The organism is Mesocricetibacter intestinalis, from assembly GCF_004363295.1.
Classification (GTDB): domain Bacteria; phylum Pseudomonadota; class Gammaproteobacteria; order Enterobacterales; family Pasteurellaceae; genus Mesocricetibacter; species Mesocricetibacter intestinalis.
This window is the reverse complement of sequence record NZ_SNYQ01000001.1, coordinates 265,987-283,713: the sequence shown is the minus strand read 5'-3', so window position 1 is coordinate 283,713 and position 17,727 is coordinate 265,987. Positions and strand designations below refer to the sequence as shown.

Here is a 17,727-nt window from a genome sequence, read left to right as displayed (position 1 = left end):
CAAGACTGCAAGGATAGGACTTAAAACATGGATAAACGTTTTGCTCTATTACCCTTAACGGTATTTTTCAGCGGCTATATTTACGCCGAATCGACATCATCTCATCTGGATATTATCAACGTCGTCAGTGATAACTACTCGCCGCAGGCAGAAAACCTCAATGCCAAGGGCTCGGCAAAAGTACGCCAAGCCACTAAAATGTCCGATGTGTTACGCGGTGTCCCCGGTGTGAACGTCAACGGCGGACGTTCCATCGTGGAACGCTATAATATTCGCGGCGTCAGCGAAGAATATTTAAGCATCAGCATAGACGGCGCCCGCCAGGAAGGCTATTCTTTCCACCATTCCGGCAACTATGGTATAGATCCGGAAATTCTGAAGCGGGTGGATATTGATGTGGGCGCCAATTCCGTCGCCACCGCCGCCGGTTCCCTCGGCGGTTCGATCAAATTTGAAACCGTAGATGCGGCGGATCTGCTGGAACAGGGGCGCGATTTCGGTGCCAAGTTCAAGTACGGCTGGGGCAGTAACGGCAACTCCAACCAGGCTTCCGCCACCTTATACGGGCGTAGCGGCGACTTCGATCTGCTCGGCTACTTCAACTACCGCCACCAAAATAACGGCAAAGACGGAAACGGGCTGGAAAACAGAAACAAAGGCCATCTACAGAATTATTTATTCAAGGTGAAATACAATATCGATGCGGAACAATGGCTGAAACTGTCGGCGGAGCATTATGAAAACACCGCAATCAACTGTTTGCAGGCCAACTTCGGCTTCTGCTTGGGAGACGTGCCTAAACCGGGCGAGCCGGGCTACAACAGACGCCATAGTACGGCCATTTCCACCATTGACCGCAGCACCTATACCCTGGCCTATGCTTATGCACCACAAGCCAACCCATGGGTGAATCTGAAAGCCAATGCCTATTCCACCGCAACGGAAAACACTTCTACCGGAAATAAACTGAGTAAAGTAACCACCGTCGGCGCTGCGGTTTCCAACCGTTCCGAATTCGATCTGGGAATAAGTTCGCACAGCTTGCTGGCCGGCGCGGAACATTACAAAATCACCGCCCTACGCTACGGCGGCAAAGAACGTAACTCCAATGCCATTCGTCCCGACTATACCCAGTATGCCTATTCCACTTCCATTTACCTGGAAGACGCTATTCGCCTTGCTAATTTCGTAATTACGCCGGGAGTTCGTTTCGATCACTACCGCGCCGATTTCCTCGGCGTAGATAAACGTTATCACCGCTTCTCCAAAGCGCTCGGGTTAAAATACAGTTTAACCGATAACTTAGTGGCCTTTGCCAACTATACCGAGATTTTCAAAGGGCCGGGATTCGGCGAGCTGATCAGAGTACAGCCCGATCTTTATACCGGTAAGCTCGTACCGACCCGCGGCGATAACCGCGAGGTAGGTTTCAACTATGCGCAAGATCAAGTTTTTAGTAGCACGGACGGCTTCTCCATCACGGCTAAATACTTCCATACCGATTATGACAATATCAGCCTGTCTATCAGTAACCCGAACGGCGGCGGTAGTATCTACGCCAATTTAGGCGAAGTAAAATTACGCGGGGTAGAAGCGCAGGCACGCTATTATATTGAAAACTTCGCTATCAATGTCGGCTATGCTCGAGCCAGAAGCGAGAAACGTTCCGACAAGCTCTCCGCCTTCCCGGATACTGGTGATCGCTATAGCTTCGGGCTGAGCTACCGCATTCCGGATATAAATCTGGAAATGGGTTGGAATACCATGTGGGTACGCAGTCTGATTTATCAGAGCAGCCTCAGAACGGCACCGGTCAAAAAAGAGGAATATGCCGTCAGCAACGCTTATATCACTTGGGCGCCTGCAGCAGCAAAAGGTCTGGAGTTAAGCTTCGGTGTCGACAACCTGTTTAACCGTGCTTACAAGGATCACAGTACCCAGTACTATGGTGCGGTGGATTTAGATCCGGGTCGTAATTATAAGCTGACCCTATCCTATAAATTCTGATTGATCTCCGATGAGATTTAAACGGCGGCGGATAAATTCCCCGCCGTTTATTTTTTGGCACTAAAAAGTGCGGTCAAAAATCCTAAAGTTTTTTTATTTATCCGCCCACATAAACTTTCTAGTCTATCGACTGCCATTCGACATATTTAAATTGACACAAATTGATTTTTAATGATAATGGTTCGCATTATTTTTTACTTATATAATCATTTTATTTCACTAACCTAAATACCATAAGGACATAAAACATGGATAGAGTACGTTTTGCAGTGTTACCGCTGACCCTATTTATGACAACCGCAATCTCCGCCGCCTCCGTTCAGAATAATGATTTGGATACCATTAATGTCGTCAGCGACAATTATTCTCCCCAAGCTGAAAATGTTACCACCAAAGGTTCAGTCAAAGTCCGTCAGGCAACTAAAATGTCCGATGTACTGCGTGGCGTTCCCGGAGTAAACGTCAACGGCGCACGTTCCATTGTTGAACGCTATAATATCCGCGGCGTAAGTGAAGAATATCTAAGTATTACCGTCGATGGCGCCCGTCAGGAAGGCTATTCCTTCCATCATGCCGGTAACTACGGTATAGATCCCGAAATCTTGAAACGTGTCGATATTGATGTCGGCGCCAACTCGGTGGCGACAGGTGCCGGCTCTCTCGGCGGTTCGATCAAATTTGAAACTGTCGATGCGGCGGATCTGTTGGAACAGGATCGTGATTTCGGTGCAAAACTGAAATACGGCTGGGGCAGCAACGGTAATTCCAATCAGGCTGCCGCCACATTATACGGACGAGCCGGAAATTTCGATTTACTCGGCTATTTTAACTATCGCCACCAGGATAACGGAAAAGATGGAAACGGACTGGAAAACAAAAATAAAGGCCATCTGCAAAATTACCTGTTCAAAGTTAAATACAACCTCGGTGAAGATCATTGGTTGAAACTTTCCGCCGAACATTACACCAATACCTCGGTAAACTGCTTCCGAGCTAATTTTGATTACTGCTTGGGCGATGTTCCTCAACCCGGCGAAAAAGGTTATGTACAAACCAACCACGCCACCGCCGTTTCGACAATTGAGCGTACCACCTATACTTTAGGCTATGCCTACAACCCTCAAAATAATCCTTGGCTGAATCTGAAAGCAAATGCTTATTCTACGGAAACGGAAAATACATCTATGGATCGGAAACAAAGTAAAGTGAAAACCTACGGCGGCAGCATATCCAACCGTTCAGACTTTGATTTAGGCCCGAGTACTCATAGTCTGTTGGTAGGCGGCGAATATTATAAAACAACCGCCTTACGTTATGGCGGCCAGGAACGTCGCTCAACGGCTATCCGTCCAGATTATACTCAGCATGCCTATTCAACCTCTCTTTATCTGGAAGATGCAATAGGTTTAGGCGATTTAATTATCACTCCGAGGATTCGTTTTGATCATTACCGTGCCGATTTACTGGATTTAGATAAATCCTATCACCGTTTTTCCAAAGCCCTAGGCTTAAAATACAGCTTAACCGATAACCTTGTGGCCTTTGCCAATTATACCGAGCTATTTAAAGGCCCGGGTTTCGGTGAAATCACTCTGGTTGCGCCGGGTCGTTATAACGGTAGCCTGGCACCGACACGCGGCGACAATAAAGAAATAGGGTTCAGTTATGCAAAAGATGAAATATTTACTGCGGCAGACGGTTTCTCCATTACAGCGAAATATTTCCATACCGACTACGATAACGTAAACCAATCTATCACCGATCCTAAGGGCGGCGGCAGTATCTACGCCAGCCTAGGTAAAGTAAAATTAACCGGTGTGGAAGCTCAAGCACGCTATTATATTAACAACTTTGGCGCCAGCCTCAGCTATGCCCGAGCCAGAAGTGAAAAAGCCTCCGACGGTTTTTCCGCTTTCCCGGATACGGGTGATCGCTATACCTTCGGTTTGAATTATCGGATGCCGGAAATCAATGTTGAAATGGGCTGGAATACTATGTGGGTACGCGGACTTGCCTACCAAACCACCCAATCCTCCATTGTTAACAAAGAAGAATATGCGGTGAGCAACGCCTATATCAGCTGGAGCCCGGCACAGGTTAAAGGACTGGAGTTAAGCTTCGGTATCGATAACCTGTTTAACCGCGCCTACAAAGATCATAGTACTCAGTACTACGGCGCAGTGGACTTAGATCCGGGTCGAAACTATAAACTGACGCTGTCTTACAAATTCTGATTTTACAGCAAATCCTCTAAGCGGTGCCGGCAGTTTCAGCCGGCATTATTTTTATCGGTAAAAGTGCGGTGAGAAAATCCCTTATTTTCCCACCGCTTCCGCTCCCTTCGGAATAAGGGTTGGGAGCAGCTCTCCGATTTTCATAAGTTTTTTATTTACCCTGCCATGGGCATTTGTTACAATTCGCTTCTAATTGAAACTGATTATCAATTAGCCTATAAAAATACCTCTTATTTCTTTTTTTAATCAAGGACAAAAAATGTCAGACTTGCTGGATATTTTACAACATCACATCGATTACATTATTCTCGGGCTATTGCTGTTAATGAGTTTTATTATGGTGTGGTTCGTTATCGAACGTTTCCTGTTCTTCAAGAAAGTGAAGGTATCCGCTTACAGCAATATCCATCAGTTGGATATCGATCTGAACCGCCACCTAACCATTATTTCCACCATAGGTTCCAATGCACCCTATGTGGGTCTGCTCGGCACCGTTATCAGTATTCTGCTGACCTTCTACGCACTGGGAAATTCCGGCGGCGATATTGACGCCTCGGCCATTATGCTGCATCTCTCGCTAGCGTTAAAAGCTACTGCGGTGGGAATTATCGTAGCTATTCCCTCTATGGTGTTCTATAACGCCCTGAGCCGTAAAGTCGAAGTTAACCGATTAAAATGGAAAGCGCTGAACAGCCAGAAAAATATAGGTGAATAATGTGAAAAAATTTGATGAAATCAACATTATCCCCTTTATTGATATTATGCTGGTTCTGTTGGCCATCGTCTTAATCACCGCATCTTTTATTTCCCAGGGGAAAATTCAGGTCAATGTGCCTAAAGCTTCTTCCACTGTGGCATTTAAATCCGATGACCTGGCTAAGTTGCTGACCGTAACGGAAAACGGCGAAGTTTACTTCAACGACAAACCGATCCAAAAAGAAGCGCTGGAAAAAGAAATCGCCGGCTGGAATCCGGAACAGAAAGTTACTCTTAAGGTTGATGCCAAATCCGCTTTTCAGGATTTTGTTGCCATCACCGATCTCATGGCCAAGCATCAGATTAAAAATGTCGCTATTGTTACCATGAAGGATAAAGGCAAGTAATATGCGTAACCGCTCTTTACTCGGCTTTCTCGTATCCCTGCTGTTTCACGGCACCTTGGTGGCCGCCATTGCTTTCGCCCTCAGACAGAATGAATCGGCCAATAGCCAAAGCGCACAGTTGGTGGATACAAACATTTCGATGGAAATGATGATGGCGACGGTGATTGAAGAAGCACCTGAGCCCCTTCCCGAAGTTGAGCCGGAGCCAGAACCGGAACCTAAGGAAGAAATTCCGGATCCGACCCTGAAACAACCGGAACCCAAAGTACAAGAAAAACCTAAACCGGAAAAGAAATCGGAACCGAAACAAAAGCCTAAACCGCCAAAACAACGTCCGAAACCGAAACCAAAAGATATGCCGAAAGACGCGGTTAAAGCGGATCGCATCAATGTTTCCGAAGCCAAGGTTAATTCCGCTGCAACCACAACGGCTGCCACGACCACTAACCCGAATCTGAGCGGCAAAGGCAGCAGCAGTTCGGAAAAAGATGCCTACAGCCATGCTTTACGCCGTGAAATAGAACGGCACAAAAGATATTCGCAGCGGGCAAGAATGATGCGTAAACAGGGAACCGTTACTATAGGCTTTAATCTTGCCGATGACGGTAGTATCAGCGGCGCCAGAATCCTTAGATCTTCCGGCAGCGAGGATTTGGATAATGCGGCCTTAAGTGCGGTACAAAGTGCCAAATCTGTCGGCCCGCGACCGGCCGGCATTCCTTCTTCCCTGAATGTGCCGATCCGATTCTCTTTGCAATAAATCGGCAGTAGAAAGGGTGCCCGAATTTCTCTGCAATAACAAATTTGCACCCCGGAACCCATAGGACGTAAAATAAAAGTGCGGTAAAAAACTACCGCACTTTTTAATTTCCCCTGTTATTTTCTCCGACCCAAGGATTTTTTAAATGATTATCGGACCCTTTATCAATGCCGGCGCCATAATTTGCGGTGCCCTTATCGGCAGCATTATCGGCGGCCATATCCCCGAACGCCTGCGCACCAATCTAACCATGTTATTCGGACTCTGTTCCATGGGAATGGGTGTGGTAATGACGGCAAAAGCCGTCAATATGCCGGCGATGATTCTGGCCGTTCTGCTCGGCACCATTCTCGGAGAAATTATTTTACTGGAAAACGGCATCAATAAATTGGCTTTTTCAGCCAAGGGGATTGCGGAAAAAATCCTGCCGAACAAACAGGCGGGGCAACAATCCCATGAGGAATTTCTGCAAAAATTTGTTGGAATCGTGATCTTATTTTCCTTCAGCGGAACGGGGATCTTCGGTGCTATGAACGAAGGTATGACCGGCGATGCCAGCATTCTGGCAATTAAATCTTTTCTAGACTTTTTCACCGCAATTATTTTTGCCACCACCCTAGGGGTTTCCGTCGCCACCGTATCCTTGCCGCAAACCTTGATGCAACTGTTATTGGCCTATGGTGCAGTGCTGATTATTCCGTTATTGACGGCGGATATGCGCGCCGATTTCGCAGCAACCGGCGGTATGCTGATGATAGCCACCGGCTTCAGAATCTGCGGCATTAAAAATTTTCAGGTTGCCAATATGCTACCCGCCTTACTGCTGGTAATGCCGCTCTCTGCCCTCTGGGTAAAGTTTTTTTGAATAATGCTTTACTGCGCAGATAAAAAAACACAAGCCTAAGGCTTGTGTTTTTCTTTTCCGGCATATTTTTGCAGCATAGGGCGCACTACTGCACCAACAGCAATCCTATCGCTCCTCTGTCCGCCAGCATCAGATCCGAAGCGCCGAAAATAAAGGGGCGCATATTGGAAGAAAGATTATCGAAACGCACCAGAATCTGCATTTCACCCTCTATCCAGAGGCTGTCTTTCCACACCAGTTCCGCCGCCTCCACAGGCTTACCGCCACGACGCTCAAGTACGAATTTCGCCCCTTGAATACGGAATCCCACCGGCGAAGAAGCGGTCAGAATCCAACGTTCCACCGTTCCCTGTTTTACCGCAACATCAATTCGGCGCGGATCAAAATACTTTTGATTTATCATGCCGTTCAGCGTATCCAAATAGAATTCCCGCTCCCGTACCACATTGGTCGGTAAAACCGCCGTATTCGGCACCTGTAATAGCGGTTTTTGATGAAATGCCGATAACAATCCCTCGGGGCGGAGTTCCAGCACATTGTTATCCGCCAACTCGCCGTTACTGTCAAAAAACAGTCTGGCTTTATCCAGAAAGCCCCGCTTCGCACCGGCCAACAAGGACACATTACCGCCCTCATTCATATCTACCAGCACCTCAATACGTTCGCCGGGGCCGACAAAAAAGTTTTTTACCCCTTTGCTCTGCGGCAGAAAGCCTTGATCGGCGGCGATAATCAAACATTCCCGCTGATCTTCAAAACCAAGGGCATAGCCGCGCGAAAGCGAGGCATTCAGAATCCTTAATCTGACCCAACCGCGCGGTACGGACAAATAAGGAGCTTCCTGTCCGTTAACAAATAAACGTTCGCCGTAAAAGCGCCCTTCGTCTTGGCGAAATAGCTGGACGCCTTTACTATTGATTTTCTGATCCTGCAGAATCAGCGGAATATCATTTACCCCGTACCTATTCGGAATCTGCATTTTACGGCTGTATTCATCTTCGATAATCCACATACCCACCAGCCCGCGGTAGTTCTGATAGGCGGAATTTGCCAGAGTACAGGCTTGATAATAACAGGTTGCAGCAGACTGAGTAATCGGCAGAATTGGCGCCCAACCCTGTCCGGGGCGAATAGGATGACCGATACCGCCGAGCAATTCACCGGAAACTTGCAACCCCTGAATATTCATTGCCACCGTGTGCGACAGATTATTGCGATAATTCAGTTTGACGAAATCGCCCTGACGCACCCGTACCGTAGGGCCGAGATACTGCCCGTTAAAGCCCCAGACTTCCGCAGGTTCGTTGCCCGCCAGTTTTTTCTGCGTACTTTCCATACCTAAAAACACCGGTTTCCCCCGTCTGCTTTCCAGTAGCGGCGGAATAAACAAAGCCTGGCGGGCTGCCGCCAACAACGGAGCCGGCATGGCGCCGAGTGCGGTTGCAAACAGGGCGTTTCTGAATAATTTGCGGCGTGAATAATCGATCATTTACATTATCTTATCAGAGCGATCAACGAGCTTTATCTGCGGCGATTTCCGCATCCAGCTCGGCAATACGTTTTTCCATTAAATCATGACAATAGGCGGCCAGTTCGCGTACGTTATCCTTACCATAAGCCGAAATATCTACCGGCGCCATCATTTCGCAGATCACCTTACCATTATCCAGGCGGTTCAAATCCACCTGATTATGGGTTGTGGAACAAACCACGGGAACAATAGGTACGCCGGCGGCAATCGCAGCATGGAAAGCGCCGGTCTTAAACGGCAGCAAACCGCGCCCGCGGCTACGCGTACCTTCCGGAAACATCCAGATGGAAAGCTGATCTCGATTGATTCGACGCGCCAGCTCCGTCATCGTTCCGTGCGCCTTACTGCGGTTATCGCGATCCAACAGAATATTGCCGCTCACCCAGTATAAAATACCGAAAAAAGGCACCCAAATCAGGCTTTTTTTACCTACACTGACGGTACGCTCGCGTACCATATAGGATATGGTTACCATATCGTAATTATTCTGGTGGTTACCAATATAAATACAGGGGCCGATGTTCTCCGCCCGTGCGGAAAAACGATATTCCGTTTGCAGCCCGAATAAGCCGTGTAAACGCCCGAACCAACGGGCTACGACACCCACATTACTCGGATTCCGGAAACGGATAAAGGAATAAAGCGTGCCTAATACACAAATAATAATGCAACAAATAAGCACAATAACGATTCGAAATAGCTTCAACATAAATTCAATACCTTGGGGAAATTTGGTAAAGTATAGCGAAAATAGGAATTTATGGGTAGAGGCGATACCGGATTCATAGCTGCATATATTATATCGACCTGCTCCCGCGCTATAGGATATAAAATGAGAAAAACATATTTTATTGCGGATTTACATCTCAGTGAAAGCCGTCCCCATTTAACGCAATTATTTACCGACTTTATGCAACAGCGTGCGCCCGAAGCGGAAGCCCTGTATATTCTCGGCGATCTGTTTGATTTCTGGATCGGAGATGATGAAAGCTCACCGCTAATAGAAAGCGTGCGTAACCATATCCGCCGCCTTACCGAAAAGGGAGTCGCCTGTTATTTTATTCATGGCAACCGTGATTTTCTGTTGGGGGAAAAATTTGCCCGCAGCTGCGGAATGCAGTTGCTGCCCACCTATCAGGTCATCAATTTATATGGTACGGATACCCTGCTCTGTCATGGCGATACCCTTTGTATTGACGATGTAAATTATCAGCGCTTCCGCCGTAAGGTTCAACAAAAATGGCGACAGAAGCTGTTTCTGTGCCTGCCGATAAGCCTGCGCCTAAAAATCGCCGCTAGAATTCGTTTACAAAGCGGACGGGATAAAAAGAATAAACCGGCACAAATTATGGACGTGAACCCGGATTTCGTACGCCAAACCTTTGAACAATTCCATGTGGAACGCATTATTCACGGCCATACCCATCGTCAGAATATTCACCGCATCGCACCGCACTTTACCCGCATCGTATTAGGCGACTGGGGAGAAACCGCCTCAATACTGGAAGTGAACCAAGAGGAATATCTCTTCCGCCGGGAGTAAAAAAATAATCCCGCATTGAAGCGGGATTATTATAGAAACCGCCCGCTTAATCACGGACGATTTTATCCTAAAAATTATTTTACGCGCGATACGTATTCGCCGGAACGGGTATCTACTCGGATGACTTCGCCGATCTGTACGAATAAAGGTACTTTTACCACCGCGCCGGTACTTAATGTGGCAGGTTTACCGCCGGTACCCGCCGTATCCCCTTTCAAACCGGGATCCGTATCCACTACTTCCAGTTCAACAAAGTTCGGCGGAGTTACGGAAATCGGTGCGCCGTTCCATAGGGTAACGATACATTCCGCCTGATCCAGTAACCATTTTTCCGCATCGCCGATAGCTTTGGCGTCGGCGGAATACTGTTCGAAAGTTTCCGGGTGCATAAAATACCAGAAGGCTTCGTCTTTATAGGAGTAGTTCAGGTTCAGATCCATTACGTCCGCCGCTTCCACCGCAGTCCCGGATTTAAAGTTCACATCCAATACCTTACCGGAAATTAATTTGCGGATACGTGTACGGGTGAAGGCCTGGCCCTTACCCGGTTTCACAAATTCATTTTCAACAATAACGCAAGGCTCGCCGTCCTGCATAAATTTTAGACCCGGTTTGAAATCACTGGTAGTATATGTAGCCATATTATCCTCAAATTGATAGAGCTCGTTTTTTTGAAATGCGTATTTTAACCCGAAACTCCCTGATTAGAGAAGAGCAAAAATCCGATAATTGGTTAGAAATTCTCGCTGCTTCCGTTTCCGATCCTAAAACCCTGTTACGGATTCTGGGCCTGCCTCTCGCCGGATTCGAACAGCATATTGAAGCTCGGCGTTTATTTCCGTTGCGCGTACCTATGCCCTTTATCGAAAAAATGGAACCTAATAACCCGCAGGATCCTTTATTTCTACAGGCAATGAGTATGAGCCAGGAATTTATCTCGCAGCCGGGATTCAGTAAAGATCCTTTGCAGGAACAGCAAAACGCCGCTCCCAATATTCTGCATAAATACCATAACCGCCTGCTTCTGATGGTCAAAGGCGGCTGCGCAATTAACTGCCGTTACTGCTTCCGCCGCCATTTTCCTTATGGCGAAAACAAGGGCGGAAAAACAAACTGGCTACAGGCACTGAATTATATTAAAGCTCGTCCGCAAATCGAAGAGGTCATCCTCTCCGGCGGCGACCCCTTAATGGCGAAAGATCATGAACTGGCGTGGCTAATCGAAAGACTGAGCGATATTCCGCACCTAAGCCGACTGCGCATTCATACCCGTCTGCCGGTGGTTATTCCGCAGCGAATCACCGAGGAATTATGCCATATACTGGCTCAGACGCCCTTACAGACGCTGTTGGTTACGCATATCAATCATGCCAATGAAATCGACCTCGACCTGGTTGAAGCCATGCACAAATTGAAAGCGGCCGGCGTTACTTTATTAAATCAGTCCGTCCTACTGAAAAATATCAACGATAACGCCGAAACCCTGAAAGCCTTAAACGATAAATTATTCCGTAGCGGTATTCTGCCCTATTATCTGCATCTGCTGGATAAAGTGGAAGGCGCAAGCCATTTTTATATTGATGATGAAAAGGCGCTCGCCATCTATCGCCGCTTACAGGCAATCAGTTCCGGCTATCTGGTACCCAAGCTGGCACGGGAAATTGCCTTTGAGCCGAATAAAACTTTATACGGCGCATAGGAAAATCGGAAAAGATCCGATAAAATAAAGCGATTTTTATTGTGCTTACGTACGGAGGCGGTAAAGATCAAAACACCCTCTCCGTTCAGCGTAAAAACTCCAAAAAAATGAGTAAAAAAAGACCGCACTTTTCAACAAGCGGTACGATACAATTCAGCATCGAGGTATATTGTGGAAAAAACACCAGAAAATAATCCTGCATCAACCCCATCTCCGGCACAAAACGAGTTGGATTTAGGCATTAATCCGGAGCCGATTACTCCGAAAAAAACCGTTAAAGCGGAAGCTTCTTTACTGGATAAAGCAAAAAATATGTTCTCAAAACGTAATAATATCGACCCGAATCAATTTGCGGTACGCAAAGAACCCACCTTTGGTGAAGAACAGCCGGCTATCGCTGCGGAACAAAATGCAAGCGAAAGCCTGCCGAATAATGATTTTGATACCGGCGTAGAAAAGGCCGCCAAACAAGATTCCGGCACCGAACAGAGTGCCCCCGCTTTTATGGCGGACAGAGTACCCGAACCGGTATCCGCAACGGAGGAACAACCCGTCGCCGCAGCTAAACCTAATATGAAAAACCCAGAAAACTGGGCGATTATGCAGAAATTGCCGCGTAAACACCGCCGCTTGGTAATTGCCTTGGCGGTAGCGGTTATCGCCTTACTGGTGTTGCTCTGGCTAAAACCGGATACCCATACGGTGGAAGATTTTCAGGCGCAAAACAATAATAGCCTGCCGATAGAATTTCAACCGTTGGATCAGTCGCAAAGCCTGGAAAATGCTGAAAATACTGCAGCCCAGGATGCGGCACAGCCGCTGAACGGCACCGCTACCAGCGTATCTGAAGCGAATGCCCCGGCACCGACCGCAGCGGGAACCGGTGCTGATAACAGTGCTAATAACAGCGTTAATACCACGGCAGCATTAAGCGAAAGCAATAAAGAGGCTGCCCCTCCGGTTGCCGCCGCTGCACAAAACGATCAGGAAAATCAAAAACTCCGTCATGAAAAAGTTCAGAGTAGCAAAGCGGCTGAAAAACCTCACTCTACCACGGCACCTGCCGCAGTACGCAGCGAAAGCGTAAAAACGCCGATAAAAACCGCTGAAAACAACAAGGCAACGGCGGACAGAAATAGCAGAAAATCTCAAGGTGCGCCGGTAGTTGAAGCCAAACCGAGCAAAGCTAAACAGAATGCCGCTCCGGTGGTAGAAGCGGCTTCCGCTTCAGCAAAAACCCTAACCATTCCGCCGGCAACCTCGCTAATGCAGGTATTCCGTGATAACAATCTGAATATTGCGGATGTTAATGCAATGACCAAAGCGGAAGGTGCAAAAGGCGTATTAAGCAGCTTTAAAGCCGGCGATAAAGTACAGGTATCGGTCAATAGCCAGGGACGTGTCAATACCCTGCGCCTTTCTAACGGCGCCACCTTTAAACGCCAAGCGGACGGCAGTTATAAATATCAGAAATAAGGAAGTCATATTTTGAAAAAACCACTCTTAGTTCTTATGCTATGCAGTATCGTTGCTTGTAGCGCCAAAACCGGAACGGTCAATCCCTCCGGTTCGGCAAATACGCAAACCAAGCCCGTACAGGTACTGGATAAAACTTCCCAACAGCGCAGTGCTGCGCTGTACCGATGCAAAGACGATAAACAAGTGAGAGTGGTCAGCATTCTGCCTGCTGCCAAAGGTAAAAAGGGGAAAATCAAAGCCATTAATCTGAGCTTTAATAACGTTACCGAGAAACTGGTATTAACCATTACCGAAAGCGGTAAAAAATATACCAATATACACTGGCATTGGTACGAACGAACCAATAGTAATATGCTGACCAACAGCATTGGCGAAGTGCTAGCGGAACAATGCGTACTAAGTAAATAACCCCCTGAATACAATACCGAATCCGCACCCGAACCGGAGAATCCGCCTTCTGTTCAGGTGCGGATTTTTATATCCGGAAATATAGGGCGATCTCCAAATAACAGAGATCAGTTGATCTTAGAATATATAAAAAGGGCTGAATCCGATAGAGGAATCAGCCCTGAATAAGAAACTAACAAGAAATAGAAAACATATATAATGTTCTTTAAAAAATTTACCCATTATTAATTATCCTTTATAGAATTACCTTTGATATATAAATACAAGATCAATCTTCTAATGAGGGTTTATCACCTTTATTTTTAAAAATACATCTACATCTTTATAAAATTCTATTGAATGTAAATTAGAAATAATTAATTTATATTCGGATCTCGGCAAAAATTAAAACAAGCAGGTTCACCTGGAGAGTAAACGCCATCTACGCCGCTTAATAAATATTTTTTATTATTGATTTTTGCTTTACTAACACCATGTGAATACATTGCATAAAAATCCCTATCCATTACTTTATCGCCATCTTTAAATATTTTTAGATTTAGTTTAGGTTTATTATTAATTTCAGAGTAAAATTCTTTTTCTTTTAATATAAATGAATTATCTTCCGAAAGATAAAAATCATTATAATATTCAATATCCTTATAACTTCTAATGATAAATTCAAGATTAAAAAACCTGGATTCACTAATAACCAAGGGGGTTTTGTAATCTATAACGATTTCATTTTTTTCAGATAAAGAAATCGGATAGTATCTGTCATCTATTAAGTCTTTGCTCCATAGCCAAATATAGCTAATACAGGTGGCAAAGGTAATAATAAACAAAATACCGATATAATATTTTTTGAAAAACTTACGCATTATTAAGTGTTCTCTGCACAATAATAATTAGAAGAGAAAGAAAATTTGAACAGTAATTATCTGTGGAAAGGAGGAATTATTATAAATGAAATGTTGCATAATCCGATATCCTATCAAACACCTATCCTTAAAATGGGGGGCTCTTAAGCAAAATCAGTATATAGAAACCCAATGGCGATAATATAGCCAATTTCAGACTAAAAGAAAAGCAAATTACCCAAAAGACGAGTAAAAGCGCTAATTTTATATTTTGTTAATAAATAGGGTTGAATGTTAAATTATTCAGAACTACGGATAGGCATAACTTGAAAAATCCGAGAAATTTCTGTTATCCGAATAGAGAACTTGAAAGCGCTGGCAATATTAAAAAAATTACCCTGATAGGCAAGGCGGAAAAGAAAAGAGGAAACGAATCGATAAACGCGGGAAATAACAAAAAAAACTTAAAAATAATGCAGCGGTATTCCCGCTGCTTAATAACGAGTATCGCCGCTGCATTATGCTATTCAGATACGAACTATTTATTTTTCCCTTCCAGGTATAGCCATTCGGCAACCTGCTTAGCAAAGTAGGTTAAAATACCGTCCGCGCCGGCACGTTTAAAGCACAGCAGGCCTTCCATAATACATTCTTTTTCCTTCAACCAGCCGTTTTGAATAGCCGCCATATGCATCGCATATTCGCCGGAAACCTGATAAGCAAAGGTAGGCACGCCGAACTGGCGTTTAACCCGATATACCATATCTAAGTAAGGCATACCCGGTTTTACCATAACCATATCGGCACCTTCCTGCAGATCCAGCGCTACTTCTTGCAATCCTTCATCACCGTTGGCGGGATCAAGCTGATAGGTTTTCTTATCCCCGCCTTTTAAATTGCCGGCGGAACCCACCGCATCGCGGAAAGGACCGTAATAATCGGAAGCGTATTTCGCCGAATAGGCCATAATTTGGGTATTAATAAATCCCTGAGTTTCCAATGCCTGACGAATTTTTCCGATTCTACCGTCCATCATATCGCTCGGCGCAACCATATCCGCTCCCGCTTCCGCATGAGAAAGCGCCTGTTTTACCAGCACTTCCGTAGTAATATCATTTACCACATAGCCGCTTTCATCGATAATGCCGTCCTGTCCGTGCAGGGTATAGGGATCCAGTGCTACATCGGTAAGCACGCCTAGTTCGGGATAGGCGGATTTTAACGCCCGTACGGCGCGTTGCACCAGCCCGTTAGGGTTATAAGCCTCTTCCGCCATCAGGGATTTCTTTTCGGCATCAACCACCGGAAACAGCGCTATAACAGGTACTCCGTATTTCACCAATAAACCCGCTTCAATTAGCAGTTGATCTATCGTCAGGCGTTCCACTTTCGGCATAGAAGGAACAGGCTCACGGCGGTTATCCCCTTCGATTACAAAGACGGGATAAATTAAATCGTCCGCCGTCAACTTATTTTCCGCCATTAAACGGCGGCTGAAATCATATTTACGCATACGGCGTAAGCGACGAGCCGGAAAACCGGTAAAAATTTGTTTGGTCATAATATTTTCTCCTTAATAACTTCGGGCGGCGAATTAAATAAAAAAGCACGAGTCCTGCCCGCGCTTATTCTCTTTATCTAAAACTTATTTGTTTTCGACCGCACTTTGTTCGTCTTCTTGTTTCGGACGATAGAATTTGGCGCAGATAACCCCCAGCTCAAACAACAGGCACATAGGTACCGCCAACAGGGTTTGTGAAAAAACATCCGGCGGGGTAAGTAACATACCGATAACAAAGGCCGCTACGATAATATAAGGGCGTTTGGCTTTTAAATCCTGAGGCGAGGTAATACCGCTCCAACACAGCAGAATAATAGCCACCGGTACTTCGAAACACACACCGAAAGCCAAAAACAGGGTTAATACAAAATCCAGATAACTGCTGATATCCGTCGCAATGGATACGCCGGTGGGTGCGGTTTTAGTCAGAAAACCGAAGGCAAGCGGAAACACTACATAATAGGCAAAAGCGACGCCGATATAAAACAATAGGGTGCTGGAAAACAGTAAAGGATAAATCAAACGCTTTTCATGCTGATACAAGGCCGGCGCAACAAAAGCCCAGATTTGGTACAAAATATAGGGTACGGAAAGAAATACGGCGGCAATGGCGGTTAATTTTATCGGCGCAAAAAAAGGCGCCGCCACATTCGTAGCAATCATCGTCGCCCCTTGCGGCATGGCTTCCAGTAAAGGAGTGGCGACCAGATGATAAATATCATTGGAAAAATAGACCAATGCACAAAAAGCGATCAGTACAAATACCACACAACGCAATAAGCGGTTGCGCAGCTCAATTAAATGGGTAATCAGGGGTTGGGTTTCTTCAACTGTCATTTTGTTTCCGTCCGGCCGTCCTTTGCATCGGAAGAGGTAGCTCTTTGCAGACCACCCTCTTCGCCCGGATGATATTCGTTGATATAGTAGGCCAACTGCTCATCCAGCGCCGAGGTTTCCGATTCGGAAGCCTCGGAAAGTGCGCTTGAATCCGCCGCAGTTTTTTTATTTTCCGCCGTTTCCTGCGCTAATATGCTCTTTTCGGGGTGCGGCGCTGTGGACGCTTGCCCGTTTAAGCCGTTTTTTTCGGCATTTTCCTCGCGCAGAGTTTCGATCTGACGCTCTAGCGTAGTGTTTGCCTGTGCCGCTTTATTTTCCAAATCGGTTTTCATTTTATCCGCCGAAGCTTTCAGTTCATCAACGGTTTTAGCCAGATCCGGGGAAAGGGATCTTAAATTCAGATTTTCGGCTTTTTTGATACTTTCCTGCAATTCCTGCAGCTTCAGTTCCTGCGTCAGTTCGTTCTGAACGTTTGCCGCCAGACCGCGAACGGTTCTGACCCACCCCATAACGGTACGCACCGCTACGGGTAAACGCTGTGGGCCTAGTACTACTAAGCCCACGATAAAGACAAGAATTAACTCCGAAAAACCGATATCAAACACGGATTACACCTGTTCTTTATCTTTTTCTTTAACTTTTTCGCCGCTTTCGCTTTCATTGTTTTTCAGCGATTTAAACTCGGCGTCTTTCGGCGATTCGTCATTGATGGCTTTTTTAAACCCTTTTACCGCTTCCCCCAGATCGGTACCTAGGGTTCTGAGTTTTTTAGTGCCGAACAATAAAACGATAATTGCAACGATAATTAGTAGCTGCCAGATACTGATGCCGCCCATAAATTTTCCTTTTCTTCGTAATCAA

General features: G+C 45.9%; 18 protein-coding genes. 10 read left to right on the top strand and 8 right to left on the bottom strand.

All coding sequences use genetic code 11. The annotated features are described in order from the left end of the window. Positions 1-27 precede the first annotated feature (27 nt). The 6 genes from EDC45_RS01295 to EDC45_RS01270 all read left to right on the top strand — a co-directional run bounded on the left by EDC45_RS01295 (position 28) and on the right by EDC45_RS01270 (position 6,969). Complete coding sequence (locus EDC45_RS01295) at positions 28-2,007, top strand: TonB-dependent receptor domain-containing protein (RefSeq protein WP_133542681.1); 1,980 nt, start codon at positions 28-30, stop codon at positions 2,005-2,007. A gap of 248 nt (positions 2,008-2,255) precedes the next feature. Then, complete coding sequence (locus EDC45_RS01290) at positions 2,256-4,241, top strand: TonB-dependent receptor domain-containing protein (protein ID WP_133542679.1); 1,986 nt, start codon at positions 2,256-2,258, stop codon at positions 4,239-4,241. Positions 4,242-4,500: 259 nt separating this feature from the next. Then, a complete protein-coding gene (gene exbB / locus EDC45_RS01285; protein ID WP_133542677.1) occupies positions 4,501-4,956 on the top strand; it encodes a TonB-system energizer ExbB in 456 nt (151 codons plus the stop codon). 1 nt (position 4,957) lies between these two features. Further along, positions 4,958-5,344, top strand: coding sequence for a TonB system transport protein ExbD (gene exbD, locus EDC45_RS01280; protein WP_133542675.1), 387 nt, complete (start codon positions 4,958-4,960; stop codon positions 5,342-5,344). A 1-nt stretch (position 5,345) separates the two neighbouring features. Then, positions 5,346-6,104, top strand: coding sequence for an energy transducer TonB family protein (locus tag EDC45_RS01275; RefSeq protein ID WP_133542673.1), 759 nt, complete (start codon positions 5,346-5,348; stop codon positions 6,102-6,104). A gap of 145 nt (positions 6,105-6,249) precedes the next feature. After that, positions 6,250-6,969 carry a DUF554 domain-containing protein gene (locus EDC45_RS01270; protein WP_133542671.1) on the top strand — a complete coding sequence of 240 codons (720 nt, stop codon included), beginning with the start codon at positions 6,250-6,252 and terminating at the stop codon, positions 6,967-6,969. An 85-nt stretch (positions 6,970-7,054) separates the two neighbouring features. Here the strand turns inward: EDC45_RS01270 and EDC45_RS01265 are convergent, their stop codons facing one another. After that, complete coding sequence (locus EDC45_RS01265) at positions 7,055-8,458, bottom strand: multicopper oxidase domain-containing protein (protein WP_133542669.1); 1,404 nt, start codon at positions 8,456-8,458, stop codon at positions 7,055-7,057. Positions 8,459-8,480: 22 nt separating this feature from the next. Continuing rightward, the gene (locus tag EDC45_RS01260; RefSeq protein WP_133542667.1) at positions 8,481-9,209 is read right to left on the bottom strand and encodes a 1-acylglycerol-3-phosphate O-acyltransferase; all 729 of its coding nucleotides are present in this window, start codon (positions 9,207-9,209) and stop codon (positions 8,481-8,483) included. Between the two features lie 123 nt (positions 9,210-9,332). Here EDC45_RS01260 and lpxH point away from each other — a divergent pair, with 123 nt between their 5' ends. Further along, positions 9,333-10,043, top strand: a complete 711-nt coding sequence (gene lpxH, locus EDC45_RS01255; RefSeq protein ID WP_133542665.1) for a UDP-2,3-diacylglucosamine diphosphatase — start codon at positions 9,333-9,335, stop codon at positions 10,041-10,043. Between the two features lie 74 nt (positions 10,044-10,117). Here the strand turns inward: lpxH and efp are convergent, their stop codons facing one another. After that, entirely contained in the window at positions 10,118-10,684 is a 567-nt protein-coding gene (gene efp, locus EDC45_RS01250) for an elongation factor P (RefSeq protein WP_133542663.1), read from the bottom strand. A 35-nt stretch (positions 10,685-10,719) separates the two neighbouring features. On the opposite strand from efp, the gene epmB reads away from it, so the two are divergent. The 3 genes from epmB to EDC45_RS01235 all read left to right on the top strand — a co-directional run bounded on the left by epmB (position 10,720) and on the right by EDC45_RS01235 (position 13,629). Continuing rightward, positions 10,720-11,742, top strand: a complete 1,023-nt coding sequence (gene epmB / locus EDC45_RS01245; RefSeq protein WP_133542662.1) for an EF-P beta-lysylation protein EpmB — start codon at positions 10,720-10,722, stop codon at positions 11,740-11,742. 171 nt (positions 11,743-11,913) lie between these two features. Beyond that, positions 11,914-13,218 carry an opacity-associated protein OapA gene (gene oapA / locus EDC45_RS01240; RefSeq protein ID WP_133542660.1) on the top strand — a complete coding sequence of 435 codons (1,305 nt, stop codon included), beginning with the start codon at positions 11,914-11,916 and terminating at the stop codon, positions 13,216-13,218. A gap of 12 nt (positions 13,219-13,230) precedes the next feature. Further along, positions 13,231-13,629: an MliC family protein gene (locus tag EDC45_RS01235; RefSeq protein ID WP_133542658.1), complete on the top strand. Its 399-nt coding sequence runs from the start codon at positions 13,231-13,233 to the stop codon at positions 13,627-13,629. A 356-nt stretch (positions 13,630-13,985) separates the two neighbouring features. On the opposite strand, the gene EDC45_RS01230 is transcribed toward EDC45_RS01235, so the two are convergent. From EDC45_RS01230 to tatA, 5 genes are all read right to left on the bottom strand, one after another. Beyond that, positions 13,986-14,489, bottom strand: coding sequence for a hypothetical protein (locus tag EDC45_RS01230; RefSeq protein WP_133542656.1), 504 nt, complete (start codon positions 14,487-14,489; stop codon positions 13,986-13,988). A 517-nt stretch (positions 14,490-15,006) separates the two neighbouring features. Next, entirely contained in the window at positions 15,007-16,029 is a 1,023-nt protein-coding gene (gene hemB, locus EDC45_RS01225; protein WP_133542654.1) for a porphobilinogen synthase, read from the bottom strand. Positions 16,030-16,113: 84 nt separating this feature from the next. Beyond that, a complete protein-coding gene (gene tatC / locus EDC45_RS01220; protein WP_133542652.1) occupies positions 16,114-16,866 on the bottom strand; it encodes a twin-arginine translocase subunit TatC in 753 nt (250 codons plus the stop codon). Next, positions 16,863-17,471, bottom strand: coding sequence for a Sec-independent protein translocase protein TatB (tatB, locus tag EDC45_RS01215; RefSeq protein ID WP_133542650.1), 609 nt, complete (start codon positions 17,469-17,471; stop codon positions 16,863-16,865). The genes tatC and tatB overlap by 4 nt, the downstream gene beginning before the upstream one ends. 3 nt (positions 17,472-17,474) lie before the next feature. Next, a complete protein-coding gene (gene tatA / locus EDC45_RS01210) occupies positions 17,475-17,702 on the bottom strand; it encodes a Sec-independent protein translocase subunit TatA (protein ID WP_133542648.1) in 228 nt (75 codons plus the stop codon). Between the last annotated feature and the right edge of the window lie 25 nt (positions 17,703-17,727).

Excerpts from the sequence above, each read along its gene's own strand:
- EDC45_RS01295 (WP_133542681.1), top strand. The coding sequence starts at position 28 with ATGGATAAACGTTTTGCTCTATTACCCTTAACGGTATTTTTCAGCGGC.
- EDC45_RS01290 (WP_133542679.1), top strand. The coding sequence starts at position 2,256 with ATGGATAGAGTACGTTTTGCAGTGTTACCGCTGACCCTATTTATGACA.
- exbB (WP_133542677.1), top strand. The coding sequence starts at position 4,501 with ATGTCAGACTTGCTGGATATTTTACAACATCACATCGATTACATTATT.
- EDC45_RS01275 (WP_133542673.1), top strand. The coding sequence starts at position 5,346 with ATGCGTAACCGCTCTTTACTCGGCTTTCTCGTATCCCTGCTGTTTCAC.
- EDC45_RS01270 (WP_133542671.1), top strand. The coding sequence starts at position 6,250 with ATGATTATCGGACCCTTTATCAATGCCGGCGCCATAATTTGCGGTGCC.
- EDC45_RS01265 (WP_133542669.1), bottom strand. The coding sequence starts at position 8,458 with ATGATCGATTATTCACGCCGCAAATTATTCAGAAACGCCCTGTTTGCA.
- EDC45_RS01260 (WP_133542667.1), bottom strand. The coding sequence starts at position 9,209 with ATGTTGAAGCTATTTCGAATCGTTATTGTGCTTATTTGTTGCATTATT.
- lpxH (WP_133542665.1), top strand. The coding sequence starts at position 9,333 with ATGAGAAAAACATATTTTATTGCGGATTTACATCTCAGTGAAAGCCGT.
- efp (WP_133542663.1), bottom strand. The coding sequence starts at position 10,684 with ATGGCTACATATACTACCAGTGATTTCAAACCGGGTCTAAAATTTATG.
- epmB (WP_133542662.1), top strand. The coding sequence starts at position 10,720 with ATGCGTATTTTAACCCGAAACTCCCTGATTAGAGAAGAGCAAAAATCC.
- EDC45_RS01230 (WP_133542656.1), bottom strand. The coding sequence starts at position 14,489 with ATGCGTAAGTTTTTCAAAAAATATTATATCGGTATTTTGTTTATTATT.
- hemB (WP_133542654.1), bottom strand. The coding sequence starts at position 16,029 with ATGACCAAACAAATTTTTACCGGTTTTCCGGCTCGTCGCTTACGCCGT.
- tatC (WP_133542652.1), bottom strand. The coding sequence starts at position 16,866 with ATGACAGTTGAAGAAACCCAACCCCTGATTACCCATTTAATTGAGCTG.
- tatA (WP_133542648.1), bottom strand. The coding sequence starts at position 17,702 with ATGGGCGGCATCAGTATCTGGCAGCTACTAATTATCGTTGCAATTATC.